Here is a 19,150-nt window from a genome sequence, read left to right as displayed (position 1 = left end):
TATTAGGCGGTCCGGCGTGATTGGAATCAACGTGACGCCGTCCGGTGCTTTACGGTCTCCGGGTGGGAGGCCGGGGCTCGGGGAAGGGGTCTTCGCTGCCGTTCGGCCACCGGGCTGAGCTGCTGGAACAGCATTTGCGGGCGGTTCTGCGCGCGGTGTTCCGGGAGCTGCGGGATTACCGGTGATTCACCGGCCGGCGGTTTTTATCGTGCGGTGCTTATCTCAACAGATTCTCGTGGATTTACGGTGCGAAATCGTCGTCTGACCAAGGTATTTGACACAAAGATATTGACTGGCGATATGCGGCTATCTACTCTCGCGATGTCCGGTAAATTACAGAGGAGTGGTCGATGAAACGCCTCCGAAATCTCGTTCTCGCCGTGACCGCCGTCGTGCTGGCACTCGCGTTCGTCCCGACCTCCGCTTGGGCGGCCACCACCCAGATCCACAGGACCGATCAGTTCGGCTCGCTCTACTCCGGCAAGGTCCGGGCGACGCTGCTCGGCAGCGTATCGATCACCACCACACTCGCCACCGCCACCTGCAACGTCGGCATCATCGACGGCACCGTGCAGTCGGACGGCACCGCGCTGAACGTCTCGGCCTACAACTTCAGCAACAGCCCCGGCCCGCAGTGCCCCAACAGCGCCGGCGGCCAGTCCAGCGTGACCGCGGTCGGGCTCCCCTGGAACGGCGGCAACGTCACCTACGCCCCGGTTCTCCCCAACGGACGCGACGGCACCATAACCATCAGCGGCGTCAAGGTCACCTCGGTGAGCACCGGCTGGTTCGGCAGCATCAGCTGCACCTACAAGGGCTCCGGCGCCGGAAACAGCCTCGTCCTGGACGCCTTCAACTCCACCAACCCCAACCGTCCGGTCACCGGGGTGGTCCAGGCCCAGGCCAGGGCGGTCAACTACACCCTCAACAAGGACAGCGGCAGCCTTCTGTGCCCCTCCACGGCCACCTACAGCGCCACCTTCCAGCTTCTCGGTGAGACCGTCGCCAACTCGGGCGTCTTCGACCAGAAGCTCCACCTCACCGCCTGAGATCCGCGCGCTTCCCGAGATCTCCCGGGTGGTCTCGTCCACCCGGCAGGGCCGGCCCGCCTCTCCCGCGCACGCGGGGGAGGCGGGCCGTGACGTCTGCGGACCGCGCGCGGTGCGGAGGCCGCCGGCCCGGTCCGGGCAGTCCGAGGCTGAGGGGTCGCCGGCCGGTGCGGGGGAGGCCGAGGGAGGAGGAGGGCGATGGCGGGAGGTCCGATGCCGGGGGAAGGGCGTGGCGGCTCGGCCGCGAGGCCCGGGTCAGACGCGAGCACACGTGCACGACGCCCCCGGGTGGCTGGTGGCCTGACATGTCAGCTCGCGCATGGCCTGGTAGACGCAGAGCAGGGCCCAGATCTCCTGCGCCACCATCTCCGGGCTCCTCGACCGCAGCGTGATCGCCGGAGCTCTGCGGTCGGAGTGCAGCCAGGCCAGCGCGCTGTCCATGACCCACCGCTCGGCGTAGCGCGCCGCCAGTTCCGACGCGGACGCCTGCCTGGGGTCGACCAGCGTTGTGATCAGCCATTCCGCGCCGGGAAGGGGGATGACCCGGAGCGGAGCGCCTCCCAGGCCGGCCGGCCTGGACAGGTAGGACCCGTCCTCGAAGCTGCGTCCGATGGGCAGCGCGTCGGCCCCGGTGACCCCCCACAGCAGGTGCGTGCCGGTCTCGACCGCCTGGCGCCACAGCTCCAACCCCCAGGGGCCGAAGCGGGCGAGCAGCAGCATGTCGGACTCCAGGCACCGCAACAGCCGCCGGGCCAGGATGTGCTCCTCCACGGCCGAGCTGCCGAACGTCGCATCGATCAACGCGTGCGTGCCGTTCTCCGCCACGGCCACCACGCGGACGCGGGGGAACCGGGCCGCCCGGTCCGGATAGCCGAACACCGAGTTGTCGCGGGTCTCGGGAACCGCCAGCGTGGTGCCGTCCATCGTGACCGGACGGAGGCCGGCCAGCCGTGACAGGGAGGCCCGGGGTTGCGCCACGGGCCCGGTCACCCGGCAGAAGAGCACGCGCAGGGGCTCCGCGCCGATCCGTGCGCGGGCCCGGCTGATCGCCGAGGCACTGGGGGGCTCCCAGGTGTAGACCCAGCGCGACCGCCACGCCAGTCCGTTCAACAACAGGCGCATCACCTGGTCATAATTCTTGTCAGAGAACAGGCAAAGAGCCAGCACGTAATAAATAGTCAACCGGGCCGGCAGCGCCCGTCGCCGCCTCTCCGCGCATCCGCTGACCCCCACCACCTCGTCGAGCAGCGATATCGGAAAGACCGAGGTGAGAAAACCGATCGACAACTGATCTGCCAGCCGCCCATCATCTGACGGAGTCTTCACGTGCGTAACTTTGCCGGAAAGGGAGGCGTATGACGTTATAAGCAAGTGCTTGTCTTTTTAACCGAACCGCTTCGAGATTGACAAGTGATATGCGCCCGATGAAAGCGCTGTCACAGGCGACCCATCGGCACCCGGCGGGCTACGTCCGGTGGCTCTGGACGTCGTGCCGCAAGCCGGTGACCGGAGGGTGGGGAGCCGTCCAGGTCGCCAGGAGGTGGAGGGCCGCCTCGGAGGGGCTGCCGGGCTCGGTGGTGTAGACGCACATCGTCTGGTCGGCGTCGCCGGGGAAGGTGACCGACTCGTAGGACAGGACGAGCTCACCGACGACGGGATGGTGGTAGCGCCTGGTGCCATGGGGGCGTTCGCGCACATTGTGATCGGCCCACCAGGTACGGAACTTCTCACTTTTGACGGCGAGCTCGCCGACGAGCTCGGCGAGCTGGGGGTCGTCGGGGTGGCGTCCGGCGTCCAGGCGGAGGACGGCGACGGTCTCGGCGGCGACGCTGTCCCAGTCGACGTGGAGCTCGCGTGCGGTCTCGTCGAGGAACATGTAGCGGGCCATGTTGCGCTCGCGCTGCGGCAGGGCGTCGAAGTCGGTGATCAGGGCGCGGGCGAGGCGGTTGGAGGCCAGGACGTCCATGCGCCGGCCGAAGACGAACGCGGGGGCGGCGCCGGCGAGAGCGTCCAGCATGCGGTGCAGCCCGGGGCGCACGCGCTGCGGCCGGGTGGGGGCGCGGCGCCGGGTGGGCCGGGGCTTGGACCGGCTGAGCTCGAAGAGGTAGGCCCGCTCCACCCCGTCCAGCCGCAGTGCGCGGGCGACGGCGTCCAGGACGCTCTCCGAGACGTTGAGATGACGGCCCTGCTCCAGGCGGGTGTAATAGTCCACGCTGACACCGGCGAGACGGGCGAGCTCCTCCCGGCGCAGACCGGGCACCCGGCGGGTGCCGCCGGTGGCGGGCACGCCCGCCTGCTGCGGGCTCAGGCGTGCGCGGCGGGTGCGCAGGAACTCCCGGAGCTCGGCGTTGTGGTCCATGTCCTCCAGTGTGCGCCGACGGCCGCCGAGAGCCTGGTCCGGGGCCGTCAAGGCCCAGGGCCACTGTCCGGGGGCGGGGGCGTCAATGCGAGCGAGGGGAGGGCGTCCCGCGCCGTGCGGTCCCGCTCCGGCCAGGGGCGGGCTCCCATGGTGCCGACGCCCGCCCCCCGAGCCTCGGAGTCCTCAATTACGGCGGCCCAGCAGGGCGAGCTCCTCCTCGGTGAGGGTCAGGTCCACCGCGGCCACCGAGTCCAGGACGCTCTCGTGCCTGCTGGCGCCGGGGATGGGGATCATCACGGGGCTGCGCGCCAGCTCCCAGGCCAGGCACACGCGCTGCGGCGAGACCCCGCGCTCCGCCGCGACCCGTCCGAACGCCGCGTGCTCGCCGCCGAGGGAGGAGGCGGCGCCCATCCCGCCGAGCGGGGACCACGGCAGGAAGGCCACTCCCAGCTCCTCGCACACGTCGATCTCCGGCTCGCTGGTCCTGAAGCGCGGTGAGTACTCGTTCTGCACGCCGGCCAGCCGCCCGCCGAGGATGGCGTCGGCCAGCCTGATCTGCCCGGAGTCGGCGTTGGAGATGCCCGCCATGCGGATCTTCCCCTCGTCGAGCAGCTCGCGCAGGGCCTCGACGCTCTCCTCGTACGGCACCGCGGGGTCGGGCCTGTGGTGCTGGTAGAGCCCGATGGCCTCCACGCCGAGCGCCTTGAGCGAGCGCTCACACGCGGCCTTGATGTACGCGCGGCTGCCGTCGACGTCCCAGCCGTCGTCTCCGACGCGGGTGTGGCCGCCCTTGGTGGCCACCAGCACGGCGTCGCGGTCGCCGCCCCACAGGGCCAGCGCCTTGGCCACCAGGCGCTCGTTGTGCCCGACCTCGGCGCTGGTGGGGGTGTAGGCGTCGGCGGTGTCGATGAGGGTGACGCCGGCGTCGAGCGCGGCGTGGATCGTCCTGATCGACTGGTCCTCGTCCGGCATGTGCCCGGCCACGGACATGGGCATGGCGCCCAAGCCGATGGCGCTGACCGTCACGTTGCCGATGGTGCGTGTCTGCATGCCCTCCATCCTCGTCCCTGGAGTCGGCTCCAGGTCAACAGGGGGACACACGCGACGCGGGCCGCTCCCCGGAGGGAACGGCCCGCGTCGGATCGGTTCTGATCGGTTCGGGTCAGTTGATCGTCACGATCGTGCCGGCCCCGTTGGGGTACTCGATGTAGCCGGTCGCCGTCCGGTCCGGCTGGCCGGACCAGGTGGCCGTCAGCGGGAACGCCGTCCCCGGCGTGACCTTCGGCTTGTCGGGCGTCACCGTCAGCGCGCCGGCCCCGGTGCCGGCGTCCACGACGTTGACCTGCGTGCTGAACGGCGTCTCGGCGCTTCCCATGGTGAGCACGAACAGGGTGTACTTGCCGGGCCTGGGGTTGGCCAGGACCGCGCGGTAGTCCTCCCACGAGGTGACCCAGGCCAGGCCCTGCATCGCGCCGCCCTCGGTGTAGCCCAGGATGGCGGCGACCTCCGTCTCGGGGTCGCCGGGGATGAGCTTGAAGGAGACGGCCTTGGCGCCTTCGGGCACGACGACGGAGACTTCCTTGCCCCAGATGTCACTGGGACTCACGGTGCCGGGCACCGGGTCGGCGGAGACCGGCCCGTGGGCCTTGACGGAGAACTTCGACACGCCGGGGGTCACGTCGAAGGTGAGCGAGCCCGCCGGGCCCTCGCCCTTGACCTCGGCGGGCGCCTTGGCGCTCAGCGGGGTGACCATCACGGGGCTGCGGACGGCGGTGTCCTTGCTCCGCCAGGTCAGCGAGCCGACGATGGCGCCGGCGTCGGTCTGGCGCGTCATCTCCATGGAGACGGTGAACTCCTTGGTCTCACCCGCCTTCTTGAAGACCAGGGTGGAGGGCTTGACCTTGGTCTTGATGCCCGGCAGGTCGAGGTCCGCGTGGTAGACGCCGGGGGTCAGCGCGGTGACCTTGCGGGTGACGGTCCTCGAGCCGAACAGGGTGCCGACCGCGATGCTGGGGTAGTTCAGGTCGCTGGTGGCGACGGGCGCGGCGCCGGTGCCGGTCTTGACGCCCAGCCCCTCCAGGTATCCGTACCAGTCCTGGGCCGCGGCGTCGTAGACCAGGCCGGGCTTCAGCATGCGGGCGGGGTCGACGTGACCTGAGCCCTGCGCGAAGAGGTCGGGCGTCTTGGTGTCGTAGGTGGTGGTCATCATCGCCGACTTGACGGTGGCGGGTGACAGGAGCGGGTCCGTGCCCAGGTACAGGGCGGCCAGACCGGCGATGTGCGGGGTGGCCATCGAGGTGCCGGAGTAGAAGTCGAAGTCCTTGCCCTGGTTCCCGGGGGGCGCGACGGCGGCGAGGATCGACACGCCGGGGGCGGCGATGTCGGGCTTGATCAGGTCGCCGTTGTTGCTGAGGGAGGGACCGCGCGAGGAGAAGCTGGCGATCTGCGGGTATTCGACACCCTCGGTGGAGGAGGAGGGGAGCAGCGTCACCGTCGCGCCGGGGGTGGCGGCGTAGGCGAGGACCTTCTCGGTGTCGGGGGTGTTGATGTGCACGGTCGGTACGGCGTGCACGTCGGCGCCGGTGTCCTGGTCGCTGGGGTTGCCCAGCACCATGCCCACGCCGCCGGCGCGCTTGACCTCGGCGGACTTGTCCACGCGCGGGGTGACGCCGCGCACGCAGTAGATGATCTTCCCGGTGGCCTTGGCCGGGTCCAGCGACCCCTCCGCGCAGATCTCGGCGTCGGAGTCGGAGGCGGCGGCGTTCTTCACCGACACCGAGGTGGCCAGCGGCTTGGGCCCGAACGGCGCGCTGACGGTGGTGCTGGCGCCGCGGAAGGTGCTTCCGTCGCCCAGCCGCACCTCGCCCAGGTAGGGCGCGACGGTGCTCGCGGCGACGGTGGTCGTCCACGGGGCGGTGTTGTCCAGGGTGGAGGCGTCGGGGCCGGAGTTGCCGCCCGCGGTGGCGACGAAGATGCCGGCGTCCGCGGCGGCCAGGAAGGCCAGCTGGACCGGGTCGTCGGTGGAGGACTCGGACTGACCTCCGACCGAGTAGTTGATCACGTCGACGCCGTCGGCGACGGCCTGGTCGATGGCCTCGATGATGTCGGAGGTGTAGCCGGTGCCTCCGTCCGCGCCTTCCCACAGCGCCTTGTAGACGGAGACGGCCGCTCCGGGTGCGACGCCGGAGATCTGGCCGAAGTCGATGCCGTTGGCGGTGGCGGGGACGGCGTGGTTGCCCGCGGCGGTGCTCGCGGTGTGGGAGCCGTGCCCGCCCCGGTCGCGCGGCGAGGCGTACTCGCCGGTGGCGGCGGGGTCGTTGGCCTTCAGCCAGGCCTTGCCGAAGTACCTGGCACTCACCAGCTTCTGATTGCACAGATCGGCGGTGAACTCCGTGCCGGTCTCGCACAGGCCGGTGAAGGTGGAGCCGTCGGCCTTCCGCATGACCGTGGCCGTGCCCTGGCGGTAGGGCCGGTAGGGGTCGGCGGCGGTGGGCGCCTCGGCCCCGAGCGCGGGTCCGGCGAAGGAGGGGTTCTCCGGCCAGACGCCGGTGTCGATGACGCCGACCACGATGCCCTTGCCCGCGTTGGGGGCGCCGCCGAGCGAGGCCCATATGCCCTTGTCGCCTGACAGGCCGAGGAAGTCGCTGGAGTTGCGGTCGTCCAGAGCCTTGCGCAGGGTGTCCTGGACGACGGACACGACGCCGCCGGTGCGGTGCAGCTTGAGGGCCTGAGCGGGGGTGAGGTCGGCGACGAAGCTGTTGGAGGCGACGGAGTTGTGCCGCTGCGCGGTCGCGCCGACGCTGCGGGCGGTCTCGTCCTGGCGCTTGGTCAGGTGCTCGCGGTAGCGCTTGGCGCCGGCGCTGGCCGTGTCGACCTTCTTGCCCTTGCCCGGCTTGGTGGCGGCGAGGCCGTCCACGCCGCCGCCGTAGGTGGCGAGCGGCTGACCTGCGAGGGTGACGATGTAGGCGGAGGGGGTGCCTGCCGCGGCGGGTTCGGCGAGCGCCGGCGCCGCGACGGAGGTGGCCGCCAGCGCGGCGGCGAGCGCCATGGCGCTGTAGACGCGGGGGTTGCGGGACATTGCTCCTCTTGGGGGGGATGAGGCTGCCACCCGCCCGGCCAAGATCGCCGGAGGGGCCGGGAAGCAGTCAACGGCCTGCGAGGATCCCTTGTCGAGATATGGTTATGACATTTTCGGCCATATGGCCAAAAGGGACACGATTCGGTCAGGTGGTACGTGGAGGAGCAGCGGGTTCTCGACGGGGTGGGGGTCGCGGAGTTCGACGAGCGGGTGTACCGGTTGCTGCTGAGGCAGCCGGGCCGGCGCACCGCCGAACTCGCCGCCGCCCTCGGGGTCACCTCCTCACGGGTACGGCCCGCGCTGCGCCGGCTGGCCGAGGCGGGCCTGCTGCGCAGGACCGGCCCTGGCGGCTACGAGCCGGTCTCGCCCGAGGCGGCGCTCGGCTGGCTGGTGGACAGGCGCCGTCTGGAGACGGAGGCGAGCCTGGCCAGGGTGCGCACCACGGTGGGCGACTTCGCCCAGCTCTACCACTCGGGCCGGATGTGGGCCGAGCCCGCGGGCGTGGTGGAGATCCTCTCCGGTGAGGACGCCGTCAAGCGGCAGATGACCGAGCTGGCCCGCTCGGTCACCACCGAACTGCTCTGCTTCGACAGCCCGCCGTACCTGGGCCGCCCCGACGCCTCCCACGACACCAACGAGTCGGAGCTGGAGGACACCAGGGACCTGCTGGCCCGCGGCGTGGACATCAGGGTGGTGTACTGCCCCGGCTCGCTCGACAGGCCGGGCCGCATGGAGACCCTGCTGCGCCTGGCCGAGGAGGGCGAGCGCTCCAGGTTCCTGCCGCGCCTGCCGTTCAAGCTGCGCATCGCCGACCGGAGGATCGGGCTGCTGCCCTTGGTGGACGGCGTCTACGACAACATCGCGCTGCTGCACCCCTCGCGGCTGCTCGACGCGCTCATCGAGCTGTTCGACGTCTACTGGGAGCGCGGCCAGCCGCTCACCGGCGACTCCCCGCCGGCCGACGACAGACCCGCCGAGGAGGACCTGCTGGTGCTGCGGCTGCTGAACTCGGGGCTCAAGGACGAAGCCATCGGCAGGCACCTGGGCGTCAGCACCCGCACCGCGACCAGGAAGATCGCCGCGGTCGTGGAGCGGCTCGGCGTGACCACCAGGTTCCAGGCGGGCGTGGAGGCGGCGGCGCGGAGCTGGCTGTGAGTCAGGGGTGGCCGATAGCCTCCCCCGCGTGGCTGGTCACGTGAAGGCCGACGGCGGGCTGCCCGCGCCTGCGGACGCGGAGGGCTCCCAGACCGTCCCCGGGAGCGCGGGCATGCCCGAGTCCGGGGGACCCAGGAGTGCGGGCATGCCCGAGTCCGGGGGAATGGATCTGCTGGAGCAGCACCGGATCACCCTGACCGGCTACTGCTACCGGATGCTCGGCTCGCCGTTCGAGGCGGAGGACGCCGTGCAGGAGACCCTGGTGCGCGCCTGGCGGAGTCTCGACCGGTTCGACGAGGGCCGCGCGCCGCTGCGGTCGTGGCTTTACGCCATCGCCACCAACGTCTGCCTCGACATGCTGCGGGGCGCGCGGCGCCGGGCCCGGGCGATCGACCTCGGCCCGTCCGCGCAGGCCGGTCCCGACCTCGGCGCGCCACTCCCGGAGAGCGCTTTCGTCCAGCCGGTCCCGGACGGCCGTGTGCTGCCCTTCGGCGGCGACCCGGCGGAGCTGGCCGCGCAGCGCGACACGATCCGCCTGGCGTTCGTCGCCGCGCTGCAGGGCCTACCGCCCCGCCAGCGGGCGGTGCTGATCCTGCGTGACGTGCTGTGCTGCAAGGCCGACGAGGTCGCCCGGCTGCTGGACACCACTGTCGCGTCCGTCACCAGCGCGCTGCAACGCGCCCGTGCGACGCTGCGAGCCGCCCGCGCCGACCCGGGCGAGCCGTACCAGCCGATGGACCAGGCGCAGCGGCGCCTCCTCGCCCGGTACTGCGACGCCTTCGAGCGCTACGACATCGAGGCCATGATGGCGCTGCTGCACGAGGACGCCGTCATGTCCATGCCGCCGTTCCTGTGGTGGCTGCGTGGACGGGCCGAGATCCGCCGGCTGCTGCTCGCGGCCGGGCGGCCCTGCGCCGGCGCGCGCCTGGTGCCGGCCACGGCCAACGGCTCGCCCGCGTTCGCGCAGTACCGGCCGGCCGGGCCGGGCGGCAGGCTGGAGCCGTTCGCGCTCGTCGTCCTCACGGTCTCGGGCGGCCTGATCGTCGAGGCGACGACCTACCTCGACGCCGACCGGCTGTTCCCGCTGTTCGGCCTGCCGGACGCCCTGGAGGGCGAGGCGGCGTCCTGAAAGATCTCCCGGACGGGCGATGAGTTTCCGGCCGCCGCTCCGTATTACCCGGGTAACCGGTGGCGATCACCGGACCGGAACGAGAGGACGGCGACACGATGGCGGACTACGCGGATGTGAACGGCGCGCGGATGTGGTACGACGAGCGCGGCGAAGGAGAGCCGCTGGTGCTGCTGCACGGTGGTTTCTCCGACAGCAGGGACTTCGACGGCAACCTCGGCACGCTGGCCGGCCGCTTCCGGCTGCTGCTGCCCGAACGCCGCGGCCACGGCCACACCGCCGACGTGCCGGGGCCGATCACGGCCGAGGTGATGGCGCAGGACACCATCGCGTTCCTGGACAAGGTCGCCGACGGGCCGGTACGGCTGGTCGGCTACAGCGCCGGCGCGATCGTGGCGCTGCGGGTTGCCGTGCGCCGCCCCGACCTGCTCGACCGGCTCGTCCTTATCAGCGGCGCCTACGACGCGCAAGGAATGATCATTCGGCCCTCCGCCGGGGGAGAGCTGCCCCCGTCCCTGGTCGCGGCCTACGCGGAGGTGTCGCCCGACGGCGCCGACCATCTCCCGGTCGTGGTGGCCAAGATCGTGCGGGCGGTGGCCGAGGAACGCGGCCTGGCGCCGGCTGAACTCCGTGCCGTGACCTGCCCGGCGCTGGTCATGGCCGCCGACGACGACATCGTGACGTTGGAGCACACGCTGGAGCTGTATCGGGGCCTGCCCGACGCCGAGTTGGCCGTCATTCCCGGCGCGTCCCACCTCCTCCTCCACGAGAAGCCCGAGCTGTGCACCGGCCTGGTCGCCGACTTCCTGACCACCGCTCCCACGCCCACCTGGATGCCCATCCGGCGCGCCGGCGACGGCCCTTCGCAGGGCTGATCCCGGCCGATGCCCGTGCCGTACCGAGCGCCGTCCGGGTCGGCGCTCGGTACGGCCGCACTCCGGCGCGGGGCCGGCGTCCGGAACGGGGTGCCGGCCGCGTCCTGTCGGCCACCGTCCGGCGGGAGGGGCCGCACCGGGCCGCGCTCCGCCGGCGGCGGGCGGCCCGTCCCCGCCGGAGTCCGGCGAGGTACCGTCGTCTTATCGAATCTCAGCCACTGGGGGAGCCGCTATGCCAAGCGATCCCGACCACGTGCTCGACGCCATCGACGGAGTCGTCGACGAATGGCTCGCCATGAGCGAGGACTCCATGCGCTGGGCGCCACCGGAGAAGGCCCCGCCGAAGCCGCAGCTCGCGTTGCCGGCGCCGCCCCTGCCACGGGTCTCCGAAGAGTTCCTGCACGACGTCGGCGTCCTGTTCGGCGCGCATACGCAGGCCGTCGCGGAGGCGATGGCGGAGGTGTTCCGCCCGCTGGGCGAGGGGCTGCTCGACGCACTCACCGCGTTCCTCGACAGCCCCGCCGTACGGCAGTTCGTCGAGCTGGTCGAGCCGTCCGAGGAGTACGAGCTCCCGGGTCCCGCCGAGGAGCGCGACCTCCCGAGGCCCGCCGAGGGGGACGGGCTCCCGCCGGAGCCGCCCTCACCGCCGCCGGAGCCGCGATCGGACGGACACCCCTGAGGGGCGTCCGGGCGTTCCGCGATCCGTGCGCCCGCCCCGCCCCGCCGGTCGCGGCTCGGCCCCGGCTCGCGACCCGTCAGAGGCTCCGGCGCAGCTCGTAGGCCTGGGCGATCAGCTCGTAGGAGCGGATCCGGGCCGTGGGGCTGTGGACCAGCGTGGTGATCATCAGCTCGTCGGCCTCGGTGCGCTTGCGGAGCTCCTCAAGGCCCGTCCGCACCTGGGCGGCGTCTCCGTACACCACCTTGGACAGGTAGTCGTCCAGGAAGTCCTTCTCAACCGGGCTGTACGGGTAGGCCTCGGCCTCCTCGGGCGTGGGGACGGGCTGCGGAGCCCCGCGGCGCAGGCGCAGCATGGACAGCCCGCCCGAGCGGGCCATGCGGAGGGCCTGCTCCGGGGTCTCCGCGGCGACGGCGGAGACCCCGATCATCGCGTACGGCCGGTCCAGCACGGCCGAGGGCTGGAAGGAGGAGCGGTAGAGGTCCAGGGCGGGGATGGTGTTGGCCGCGCTGAAGTGGTGGGCGAACGCGAACGGCAGGCCGAGCAGGCCGGCGAGCTGGGCGCTGAAGCCGCTGGAGCCGAGAAGCCAGATCGGCGGACGGCCCGCCTCGGGCGACCGCGGGACGGCGACGACCCGCTCAAGCGGATGGCCCGCCGGGAACGCGTCGTCCAGGAAGGCGGTCAGCTCGGCGAGCTGCTCGGGGAAGTCGTCGGCGTCCAGGCCGTGGCGGCGCAGCGCCCGTGCCGTGGCGGGGTCGGTGCCCGGCGCCCGGCCGAGCCCGAGATCGATGCGGCCGGGGTGCAGCGCGTGCAGGGTGCCGAACTGCTCGGCGACGATCAGCGGGGCGTGGTTGGGCAGCATCACGCCGCCGGACCCCAGCCGGATGGTCGTGGTCGCCGCGGCCAGGTGGGCGATCAGCACGGCGGGGGAGGAACTGGCCACGGAGGGCATCCCGTGGTGTTCGGCGACCCAGATCCGGTGGTAGCCCAGCTTCTCCGCCCGCCTGGCCAGCTCGGTGCCCGCCCGCAGGGTCTCGGTGGCGGTCACGCCCGAGCCGACCGTGGCCAGTTCGAGGATCGACAGGGGAACGTCGGAGGTGCCGCGCGCGACGCCACGGATGTTGTCTTCAACCATGTCCACGGCAACTCCGACTAAGCGGAGGTTTATTCCGGTTAGTCGCCGGTACGGCCCGGCCGCCGGAGGACGGGTCAGACGGCGGCCGGCCGCCGGGCCGTGGAGGGCGACGCGTCGCCGTACCACCGGCGCAACCGCCGCAGGGGCCGGCCGTACCGGCCGTGACCTGGCCTTCGGCAGAAGAGGATCGGCAGTCCGTCTCGCCGTGCGGTGATTAGACCGGCGGCATCGGGGGCAGGACACGCAACATGGCACACGGGGGATGGATCTCCCGCTGGCCGGTGATCCGCCAGCTCAGGGGAGAGGACGCCAGGGGCGACGCCGCCCGGTCGGCACGGACCGACGCGCTGCGGCCCCGCACCGAGGAGGCCGACACGGTCGCGCGATCGATCTGCCCCTACTGCGCGGTCGGATGCGGCCAGCTCGTCTACGTCAAGGACGGCCAGGTCACCCAGATCGAGGGCGACCCCGACTCGCCGATCTCGCGCGGGCGGCTCTGCCCCAAGGGATCGGCGAGCAAGCAGCTCGTCACCCATCCCGGCCGGCAGACGCGCGTGCTCTACCGGCGGCCGCACGGCACCGAGTGGGAGCCGCTGGACCTCGACACCGCGATGGACATGATCGCCGACCGGGTGGTCCGGACCCGGCGGGAGACCTGGCAGCAGGAGGAGGACGGCAAGGTCGTACGGCGCACCATGGGCATCGCCGGACTGGGCGGGGCGACGCTCGACAACGAAGAGAACTACCTGATGAAGAAGCTGTACACCGCCCTCGGCGCGATCCAGGTGGAGAACCAGGCGCGTATTTGACACTCCTCCACCGTCCCCGGTCTGGGGGCCAGCTTCGGGCGTGGCGGCGCGACGGACTTCCAGCAGGACCTGGCGGAGTCCGACTGCATCGTCATCCAGGGCTCCAACATGGCCGAGTGCCATCCGGTGGGGTTCCAGTGGGTGGTCGAGGCCAGGGCGCGGGGAGCGAAGGTCTTCCACGTCGACCCGCGCTACACGCGGACCAGCGCGCTCGCCGACAAGCACGTGCCGATCCGGGCCGGGAGCGACATCGTCCTGCTCGGCGCGCTGGTCAACCACGTGCTCGTCAACGAGCTCGACTTCCGCGAGTACGTCCTGGCCTACACCAACGCCTCGACGATCATCTCCGAGCGCTTCCAGGACACCGAGGACCTGGACGGGCTGTTCTCCGGCTTCGACGCCGAGCACCGCAAGTACGATCCGTCGAGCTGGGCCTACGAGGGCGCGCGGGAGGAGGCCGCCGCCGGGCTGCGCAGCGAGCAGCTGGAGGGCGGGGAGGAACACACCGAGGCCGCGGGGCCCGACCAGTACGGCGCGGGCGGCGCCGCGATGCTCGGCAAGCCGCGCACCGACCCGACACTGACCCACCCGCGCTGCGTCTACCAGATCCTCAAGCGGCACTTCGCCCGCTACACCCCGGACCTGGTGGCCGAGCTGTGCGGTATCTCCCGTGCGGACTTCGCCGAGCTCGCCGACGCGATCACCGCGAACTCCGGCCGGGAGCGGACCACCGCCTGGGCCTACGCGGTCGGCTGGACCCAGCACTCGGTGGGCGTGCAGTACATCCGCACGGCCGCGATCCTGCAACTGCTGCTCGGCAACATGGGCCGCCCCGGCGGCGGCATCATGGCGCTGCGCGGCCACGCCAGCATCCAGGGCTCCACCGACATCCCGACGCTGTTCAACATCCTGCCGGGATACCTGCCGATGCCCCACGCCCACCGGCACCAGGGGCTGGACGACTACCTCGCCGAGGCCGGAGCCGACACCGGGTTCTGGGGCAGGAAGCGCTCCTACATGGTGAGCCTGCTCAAGGCGTGGTGGGGCGAGGCGGCCACCGAGGAGAACGACTTCTGCTTCGGCCACCTGCCGCGGCTCACCGGCGACCACGGCCACTACACGACCGTGATGGCGCAGATCGAGGGCACCGTGAAGGGCTACTTCGTGGTGGGGGAGAATCCCGCGGTCGGCTCCTCCGGAGGCAAGGCGCAGCGCCTCGGGCTGGCCAACCTCGACTGGCTGGTGGTGCGCGACCTGACGCTGGTGGAGACGGCCACGTTCTGGAAGGACGGCCCCGAGCTGGAGACCGGGGAGATGCGCACCGAGGACATCGCCACCGAGGTGTTCTTCCTGCCCGCCGCGAGCCACGTGGAGAAGGAGGGGACCTTCACCAACACCCAGCGGCTGCTGCAGTGGCGGGAGAAGGCGCTCGACCCGCCGGGCGACTGCCGTAGCGACCTGTCGTTCTACTACCACCTGGGCAAGCGCATCAGGCAGCGGCTGTCCGATGACGAGATCGACCGGCCGCTGCGCGAGCTGACCTGGGACTACCCGGAGGAGGGCGAGCACCGGGACCCCTCGGCGGAGGCCGTGCTGCGCGAGATCAACGGCACCGGCCCCGACGGGCGGGCGCTGTCGGCCTACACCGAGCTCAAGCCCGACGGCTCCACCCGGTGCGGCTGCTGGATCTACTGCGGGGTCTACGCCGGCGAGGTCAACCAGGCGGCCCGGCGCAGGCCGGGGCGCGAGCAGAACCGGGTCGCGCTCGAATGGGGCTGGGCGTGGCCGGCCAACCGCCGCATCCTCTACAACCGGGCCTCCGCCGACCCCGAGGGCCGCCCGTGGAGCGAGCGCAAGGCCTATATCTGGTGGGACGCGGAGAAGGGGGAGTGGACCGGGGACGACGTACCGGACTTCGAGCGGGACAAGCCGCCGGACTACCTGCCGCCCGAGGGCGCCAGAGCCGAGGCGGCGCTGGCCGGGACCGACCCGTTCATCATGCAGGCCGACGGCAAGGGCTGGCTGTTCGCCCCCGCCGGGCTGGCCGACGGGCCGCTGCCGGCGCACTACGAGCCGCACGAGTCGCCGGTGCGCAACACGCTGTACGGCCGGCAGGCCAACCCCGCGCGCAAGATCTACCGGAGTCCCGCGGCCCCCTACAACCCGCCGCAGTCGCCGCGCTTCCCGTACGTGCTCACCACCTACCGGCTCACCGAGCACCACACGGCGGGCGCCATGAGCCGGCCGCTGTCCTACCTCGCCGAGCTGCAGCCCGAGCTGTTCTGCGAGATCTCCCCGCAGCTCGCCGCCGAGGTCGGGGTGGTCAACGGGGGCTGGGCGACGATCGTGACGACGCGCACCGCGATCGAGGCCCGCGTCCTGGTGACCGAGCGCGTCCGCCCGCTCCGCGTCGAGGGCCGGCTGATCCACCAGGTCGGCCTGCCCTACCACTGGGCCTGGGGCAGCGGGGGCCTCGTCGTCGGCGACGTCACCAACGACCTGATGCCCCTGGTGCTCGACCCGAACGTCTACATCCAGGAGGGCAAGGCCGTGACCTGTGATCTGCGAGCCGGCAGGCGTCCCCGGGGGAAGGCCCTGCTCGACCTGGTCGAGGAGTACCGCCATGGCTGAGCGGATGGGGTTCTTCACCGACACGAGCGTCTGCATCGGCTGCAAGGCGTGCGAGGTCGCCTGCAAGGAGTGGAACGACATCCCCGACGACGGCTTCGTCTTCCGGGCCACCTCCTACGACAACACCGGGAGCCTGGGGGCGAGCACCTGGCGCCACGTGGCCTTCATCGAGGAGCGGAGCCGGGTCCCGGCCGATCAGGACCGGGACGGCGACGACGGGTCCGGGGGCATCGAGGGCTGGCTGATGTCGTCGGACGTGTGCAAGCACTGCACGCACGCCGCCTGCCTGGACGTCTGCCCGACCGGAGCGCTGTTCCGCACCGAGTTCGGCACGGTGGTGGTGCAGGCGGACGTGTGCAACGGCTGCGGCTACTGCGTGCCGGCCTGCCCCTACGGCGTGATCGACCGCAGGGAGCGCGACGGCCGGGCGTTCAAGTGCACGATGTGCTACGACCGGCAGCTCGGCGGGCTGGAGCCGGCCTGCGCCAAGGCCTGCCCGACCGACTCCATCCAGTTCGGGCCGCTGGACGAGCTGCGGGCCCGCGCGGCGGAACGGGTGGAGCGGCTGCACGGGGAGGGCAGACCGGAGGCCCGGCTGTACGGCGACAGCCCCGACGACGGCGTGGGCGGCGCCGCGGCGTTCTTCCTGCTGCTGGCCGAGCCCGAGGTGTACGGCCTGCCCCCCGACCCGGTGGTGACCACCCGTGACCTGCCGGCGATGTGGCGGTGGGCGGCGGGGGCGGCGCTCTCCCTCGTCGGAGCCGTCGCCGTGTCCTTCCTGAGCGGCGGTGTCCTTCCCGGCGAGGGGGCGACGGGCCGGACGGGTGCCCGCGGGCGTCGCGGGGGGTGGCGGCGGTGAGGCGGGAGGAGGCGATGGTGCCCGAGGCCGAGTTCCGGTCCTACTACGGGCAGCCGGTGATCAAATCCCCGGTCTGGCACGAACCACACATGCCCGCCTATCTCTACCTGGGGGGCCTGTCCGGAGCGGCGGCGGTGATGGGCGTCATGGCCGGGCTCTCCGGGCGCGACCGGCTCGCGCTCACCTCCAGGGTCACCGCGGCCCTCGGCGCCACCGCCGGGGCGGCCTTCCTGGTCGCCGAGCTCGGCAGGCCGGAGCGGTTCCTCAACATGCTGCGCGTGTTCAAGCCCACCTCGCCGATGAGCATGGGGTCCTGGATCCTGGCCGTGCACAGCGGGCTGACGGCGGTCGCGGCCGCCCCCGTGCTCCTCGCCACCCGGCCCGCTTCCCGGATCGCGGCCTCCCTGCCCGCCGCGGTCACCGCCTCCCTGCCCGCCGCGGTCACCGCCTCCCTGCCCGCCGCGGTCACCGCCTCCCTGCCCGCCGCGGTCACCGCCGTCCTGCCCGCCGCGGGCGACGCGGCGAGCCTGGCCTCCGGGGTGACCGGCCCGCTGATGGCCACCTACACCGCGGTGCTGCTGGCCGACACCGCCGTGCCCGCCTGGCACGAGGCCCACCGGGAGCTGCCGTTCCTGTTCGCCGGGAGCGCGCTGGCCGCAGCGGGGGCGGCGGGCATGCTCGCCACGCCCCGCGCACAGGCGGGCCCGGCCCGTGCCGTCGCCGTGCTGGGCGCCGCCTTGGAGACGGCGGCCGGCGCGGTGCTGGAGAGCCGGCTCGGCCTGGTCGGCGAGCCCTACCACCAGGGCAGGGCGGGCCGCCTGCTGCGAGCGGCCCGCGTCCTGACGGCGGGCGGCGGCCTGCTCGCCGCGGTCGCCGGCCGAGGCCGCGTCCTCACCGCGCTGTCCGGCCTCGCCCTCACCGCGGGCTCGCTGGTCACCCGCTTCGGCATCCTGGAGGCGGGCAGGGCCTCGGCCGCCGACCCGAAGTACACGGTGGTACCCCAGCGCCGGCGCCTGGAGGGCGAGGGCCGCGCCCCGGCGCGTGCCCCGGCCCGGATGTGGCCGTAGCGACTCAGCGCAGCCGCAGGGCCCGGCCGCCGGCGACGACGAGCTCGCCGATGACCGGGGCGCCGGGGATCTCGCCCGCCACGAGCAGCCCGCCGGCGGTCTGGGCGTCGGCGAGCAGCAGCAGGTCCTCCCCGCCGTGGCGGCCTGGGTCGAGACGCGGCTCCACCCAGGCCAGGTTGCGGCGGGTGCCGCCGCTGACGTAGCCGTCCCGCACCGCCTCGCGGGCACCCTCCAGGTACGGCACGGCCGCCACGTCGACCACCGCCGTGACGCCGCTCGCCCTGGCCAGCTTGTACAGGTGGCCGAGCAGGCCGAACCCGGTCACGTCCGTGGCGCACCCGGCGCCGGCGGCCAGCGCCGCCCGGGAGGCGTCCCGGTTCAGCGTGGTCATCGCGGCGACCGCCTCCGGGAAGACCTCGCCGGTCGCCTTGTGCCGGGTGTTGAGCACGCCGATGCCGAGCGGCTTGGTGAGGGAGATCGGCAGCCCCGCCCGCCCGCCGTCGATGCGCAGCAGCCGTCCGGGGTCGGCCAGGCCGGTGACGGCCATGCCGTACTTCGGTTCCGGGTCGTCGACGCTGTGGCCGCCCGCGACATGGCACGCCGCGGCGCGGGCCACGTCCAGGCCGCCGCGCAGCACCTCCTTCGCCAGGTCCATCGGAAGCCTCTCGCGGGGCCAGCCGAGCAGGTTGACCGCCACCACCGGCTCCCCGCCCACCGCGTAGACGTCCGACAGGGCGTTGGCCGCCGCGATCCGCCCCCAGTCGTAGGGGGCGTCCACCACGGGTGTGAAGAAGTCGGCCGTGGCCACGATCGCCCGGTCTCCGTCGATGCGGACCACGGCGGCGTCGTCCCCGTCGTCCAGCCCGATGATCAGCTCGCCGGCGGGGGAGGGGAGGGCCCGGCCGTCCGGGGCGTCGAGGAGTCCCGCGACGACGGCCTCCAGCTCGCCCGGCGGGATCTTGCAGGCGCAACCGCCGCCGTGGGCGTACTGCGTCAGCCGGACGGTCTCCCGCCCTGACCCCGGTGAGGACGGGGACGCCGGGACGCCCCGCTCGGTCGTTCCCTTCATGCCACTCTCCCTCTGCAGGACTCCGGCGGTCCGCGGGGAAGCGCGGCGCGCCGCCCCCCACCTGCCGCTTCAGTCCTACCCGCCTGCTGTTAGGTTCTCCCCTGGAGGCGTGTGGGCGCCTGGTGGCCCCCGCGGTCTTCAAAACCGACGAGGCCGAGGTCCTCGGCCTGGCGGGTTCGATTCCCGTCCGCCTCCGCCACCTGAGGAAACATGCGAACCTCGAAACGGATGCCTTCACCGGTCCGACCGGAATGATCTT

At 72.5% G+C, this 19,150-nt stretch carries 14 protein-coding genes and 1 tRNA gene; 9 read left to right on the top strand and 6 right to left on the bottom strand.

The features are described 5' to 3' along the window. The first annotated feature begins 350 nt into the window (after positions 1 to 350). A complete protein-coding gene (locus BM085_RS07260) occupies positions 351 to 1,049 on the top strand; it encodes a hypothetical protein (protein ID WP_093886240.1) in 699 nt (232 codons plus the stop codon). A 255-nt stretch (positions 1,050 to 1,304) separates the two neighbouring features. Here the strand turns inward: BM085_RS07260 and BM085_RS07255 are convergent, their stop codons facing one another. From BM085_RS07255 to BM085_RS07240, 4 genes are all read right to left on the bottom strand, one after another. After that, positions 1,305 to 2,375, bottom strand: coding sequence for a transposase domain-containing protein (locus tag BM085_RS07255; RefSeq protein WP_177244994.1), 1,071 nt, complete (start codon positions 2,373 to 2,375; stop codon positions 1,305 to 1,307). A 139-nt stretch (positions 2,376 to 2,514) separates the two neighbouring features. Next, a complete protein-coding gene (locus BM085_RS07250; protein ID WP_093886238.1) occupies positions 2,515 to 3,408 on the bottom strand; it encodes a helix-turn-helix transcriptional regulator in 894 nt (297 codons plus the stop codon). A gap of 183 nt (positions 3,409 to 3,591) precedes the next feature. Then, entirely contained in the window at positions 3,592 to 4,458 is an 867-nt protein-coding gene (locus tag BM085_RS07245) for an aldo/keto reductase (RefSeq protein WP_093886237.1), read from the bottom strand. Between the two features lie 112 nt (positions 4,459 to 4,570). Beyond that, positions 4,571 to 7,486: a S8 family serine peptidase gene (locus tag BM085_RS07240; protein ID WP_093886236.1), complete on the bottom strand. Its 2,916-nt coding sequence runs from the start codon at positions 7,484 to 7,486 to the stop codon at positions 4,571 to 4,573. A gap of 156 nt (positions 7,487 to 7,642) precedes the next feature. Here BM085_RS07240 and BM085_RS07235 point away from each other — a divergent pair, with 156 nt between their 5' ends. The 4 genes from BM085_RS07235 to BM085_RS07220 all read left to right on the top strand — a co-directional run bounded on the left by BM085_RS07235 (position 7,643) and on the right by BM085_RS07220 (position 11,324). Further along, positions 7,643 to 8,641, top strand: coding sequence for a helix-turn-helix domain-containing protein (locus tag BM085_RS07235; RefSeq protein WP_093886235.1), 999 nt, complete (start codon positions 7,643 to 7,645; stop codon positions 8,639 to 8,641). Between the two features lie 28 nt (positions 8,642 to 8,669). Further along, a complete protein-coding gene (locus BM085_RS07230) occupies positions 8,670 to 9,770 on the top strand; it encodes a sigma-70 family RNA polymerase sigma factor (RefSeq protein WP_245789181.1) in 1,101 nt (366 codons plus the stop codon). 59 nt (positions 9,771 to 9,829) lie between these two features. After that, the gene (locus BM085_RS07225) at positions 9,830 to 10,645 is read left to right on the top strand and encodes an alpha/beta fold hydrolase (RefSeq protein WP_245789180.1); all 816 of its coding nucleotides are present in this window, start codon (positions 9,830 to 9,832) and stop codon (positions 10,643 to 10,645) included. 232 nt (positions 10,646 to 10,877) lie between these two features. After that, the gene (locus BM085_RS07220) at positions 10,878 to 11,324 is read left to right on the top strand and encodes a hypothetical protein (RefSeq protein WP_093886233.1); all 447 of its coding nucleotides are present in this window, start codon (positions 10,878 to 10,880) and stop codon (positions 11,322 to 11,324) included. Positions 11,325 to 11,400: 76 nt separating this feature from the next. On the opposite strand, the gene BM085_RS07215 is transcribed toward BM085_RS07220, so the two are convergent. After that, positions 11,401 to 12,456 (bottom strand): LLM class flavin-dependent oxidoreductase, encoded by a 1,056-nt coding sequence (locus BM085_RS07215; RefSeq protein WP_093886474.1) that lies wholly within the window; start codon positions 12,454 to 12,456, stop codon positions 11,401 to 11,403. Between the two features lie 248 nt (positions 12,457 to 12,704). On the opposite strand from BM085_RS07215, the gene fdh reads away from it, so the two are divergent. From fdh to nrfD, 3 genes are read left to right on the top strand one after another with little or no spacing between them, the layout of a single operon-like run. After that, positions 12,705 to 15,896 (top strand): formate dehydrogenase, encoded by a 3,192-nt coding sequence (fdh, locus tag BM085_RS07205; protein ID WP_177244993.1) that lies wholly within the window; start codon positions 12,705 to 12,707, stop codon positions 15,894 to 15,896. Then, on the top strand, positions 15,889 to 16,755 hold the full coding sequence (locus tag BM085_RS07200) for a 4Fe-4S dicluster domain-containing protein (RefSeq protein ID WP_093886230.1): 867 nt from the start codon (positions 15,889 to 15,891) through the stop codon (positions 16,753 to 16,755). Before fdh ends, BM085_RS07200 begins: the two co-directional genes overlap by 8 nt. Further along, positions 16,752 to 17,822, top strand: a complete 1,071-nt coding sequence (gene nrfD, locus BM085_RS07195) for an NrfD/PsrC family molybdoenzyme membrane anchor subunit (protein WP_245789179.1) — start codon at positions 16,752 to 16,754, stop codon at positions 17,820 to 17,822. Before BM085_RS07200 ends, nrfD begins: the two co-directional genes overlap by 4 nt. Positions 17,823 to 17,826: 4 nt before the next feature. Here the strand turns inward: nrfD and selD are convergent, their stop codons facing one another. Next, the gene (gene selD / locus BM085_RS07190) at positions 17,827 to 18,891 is read right to left on the bottom strand and encodes a selenide, water dikinase SelD (protein WP_093886229.1); all 1,065 of its coding nucleotides are present in this window, start codon (positions 18,889 to 18,891) and stop codon (positions 17,827 to 17,829) included. Positions 18,892 to 18,994: 103 nt separating this feature from the next. Here selD and BM085_RS07185 point away from each other — a divergent pair. Next, positions 18,995 to 19,090, top strand: a tRNA-Sec gene (locus BM085_RS07185). Positions 19,091 to 19,150 lie beyond the last annotated feature (60 nt).

Origin of the sequence: Streptosporangium canum, assembly GCF_900113865.1 — a bacterium.
Taxonomy (GTDB): domain Bacteria; phylum Actinomycetota; class Actinomycetes; order Streptosporangiales; family Streptosporangiaceae; genus Streptosporangium; species Streptosporangium canum.
The sequence above is the reverse complement of the archived record's forward strand: the minus strand, read 5'-3'. Positions and strand labels throughout refer to the sequence as shown.

Excerpts from the sequence above, each read along its gene's own strand:
- selD (WP_093886229.1), bottom strand. The coding sequence starts at position 18,891 with ATGAAGGGAACGACCGAGCGGGGCGTCCCGGCGTCCCCGTCCTCACCG.
- BM085_RS07200 (WP_093886230.1), top strand. The coding sequence starts at position 15,889 with ATGGCTGAGCGGATGGGGTTCTTCACCGACACGAGCGTCTGCATCGGC.
- BM085_RS07240 (WP_093886236.1), bottom strand. The coding sequence starts at position 7,486 with ATGTCCCGCAACCCCCGCGTCTACAGCGCCATGGCGCTCGCCGCCGCG.
- BM085_RS07260 (WP_093886240.1), top strand. The coding sequence starts at position 351 with ATGAAACGCCTCCGAAATCTCGTTCTCGCCGTGACCGCCGTCGTGCTG.
- BM085_RS07215 (WP_093886474.1), bottom strand. The coding sequence starts at position 12,456 with ATGGTTGAAGACAACATCCGTGGCGTCGCGCGCGGCACCTCCGACGTT.
- BM085_RS07245 (WP_093886237.1), bottom strand. The coding sequence starts at position 4,458 with ATGCAGACACGCACCATCGGCAACGTGACGGTCAGCGCCATCGGCTTG.
- BM085_RS07220 (WP_093886233.1), top strand. The coding sequence starts at position 10,878 with ATGCCAAGCGATCCCGACCACGTGCTCGACGCCATCGACGGAGTCGTC.
- BM085_RS07250 (WP_093886238.1), bottom strand. The coding sequence starts at position 3,408 with ATGGACCACAACGCCGAGCTCCGGGAGTTCCTGCGCACCCGCCGCGCA.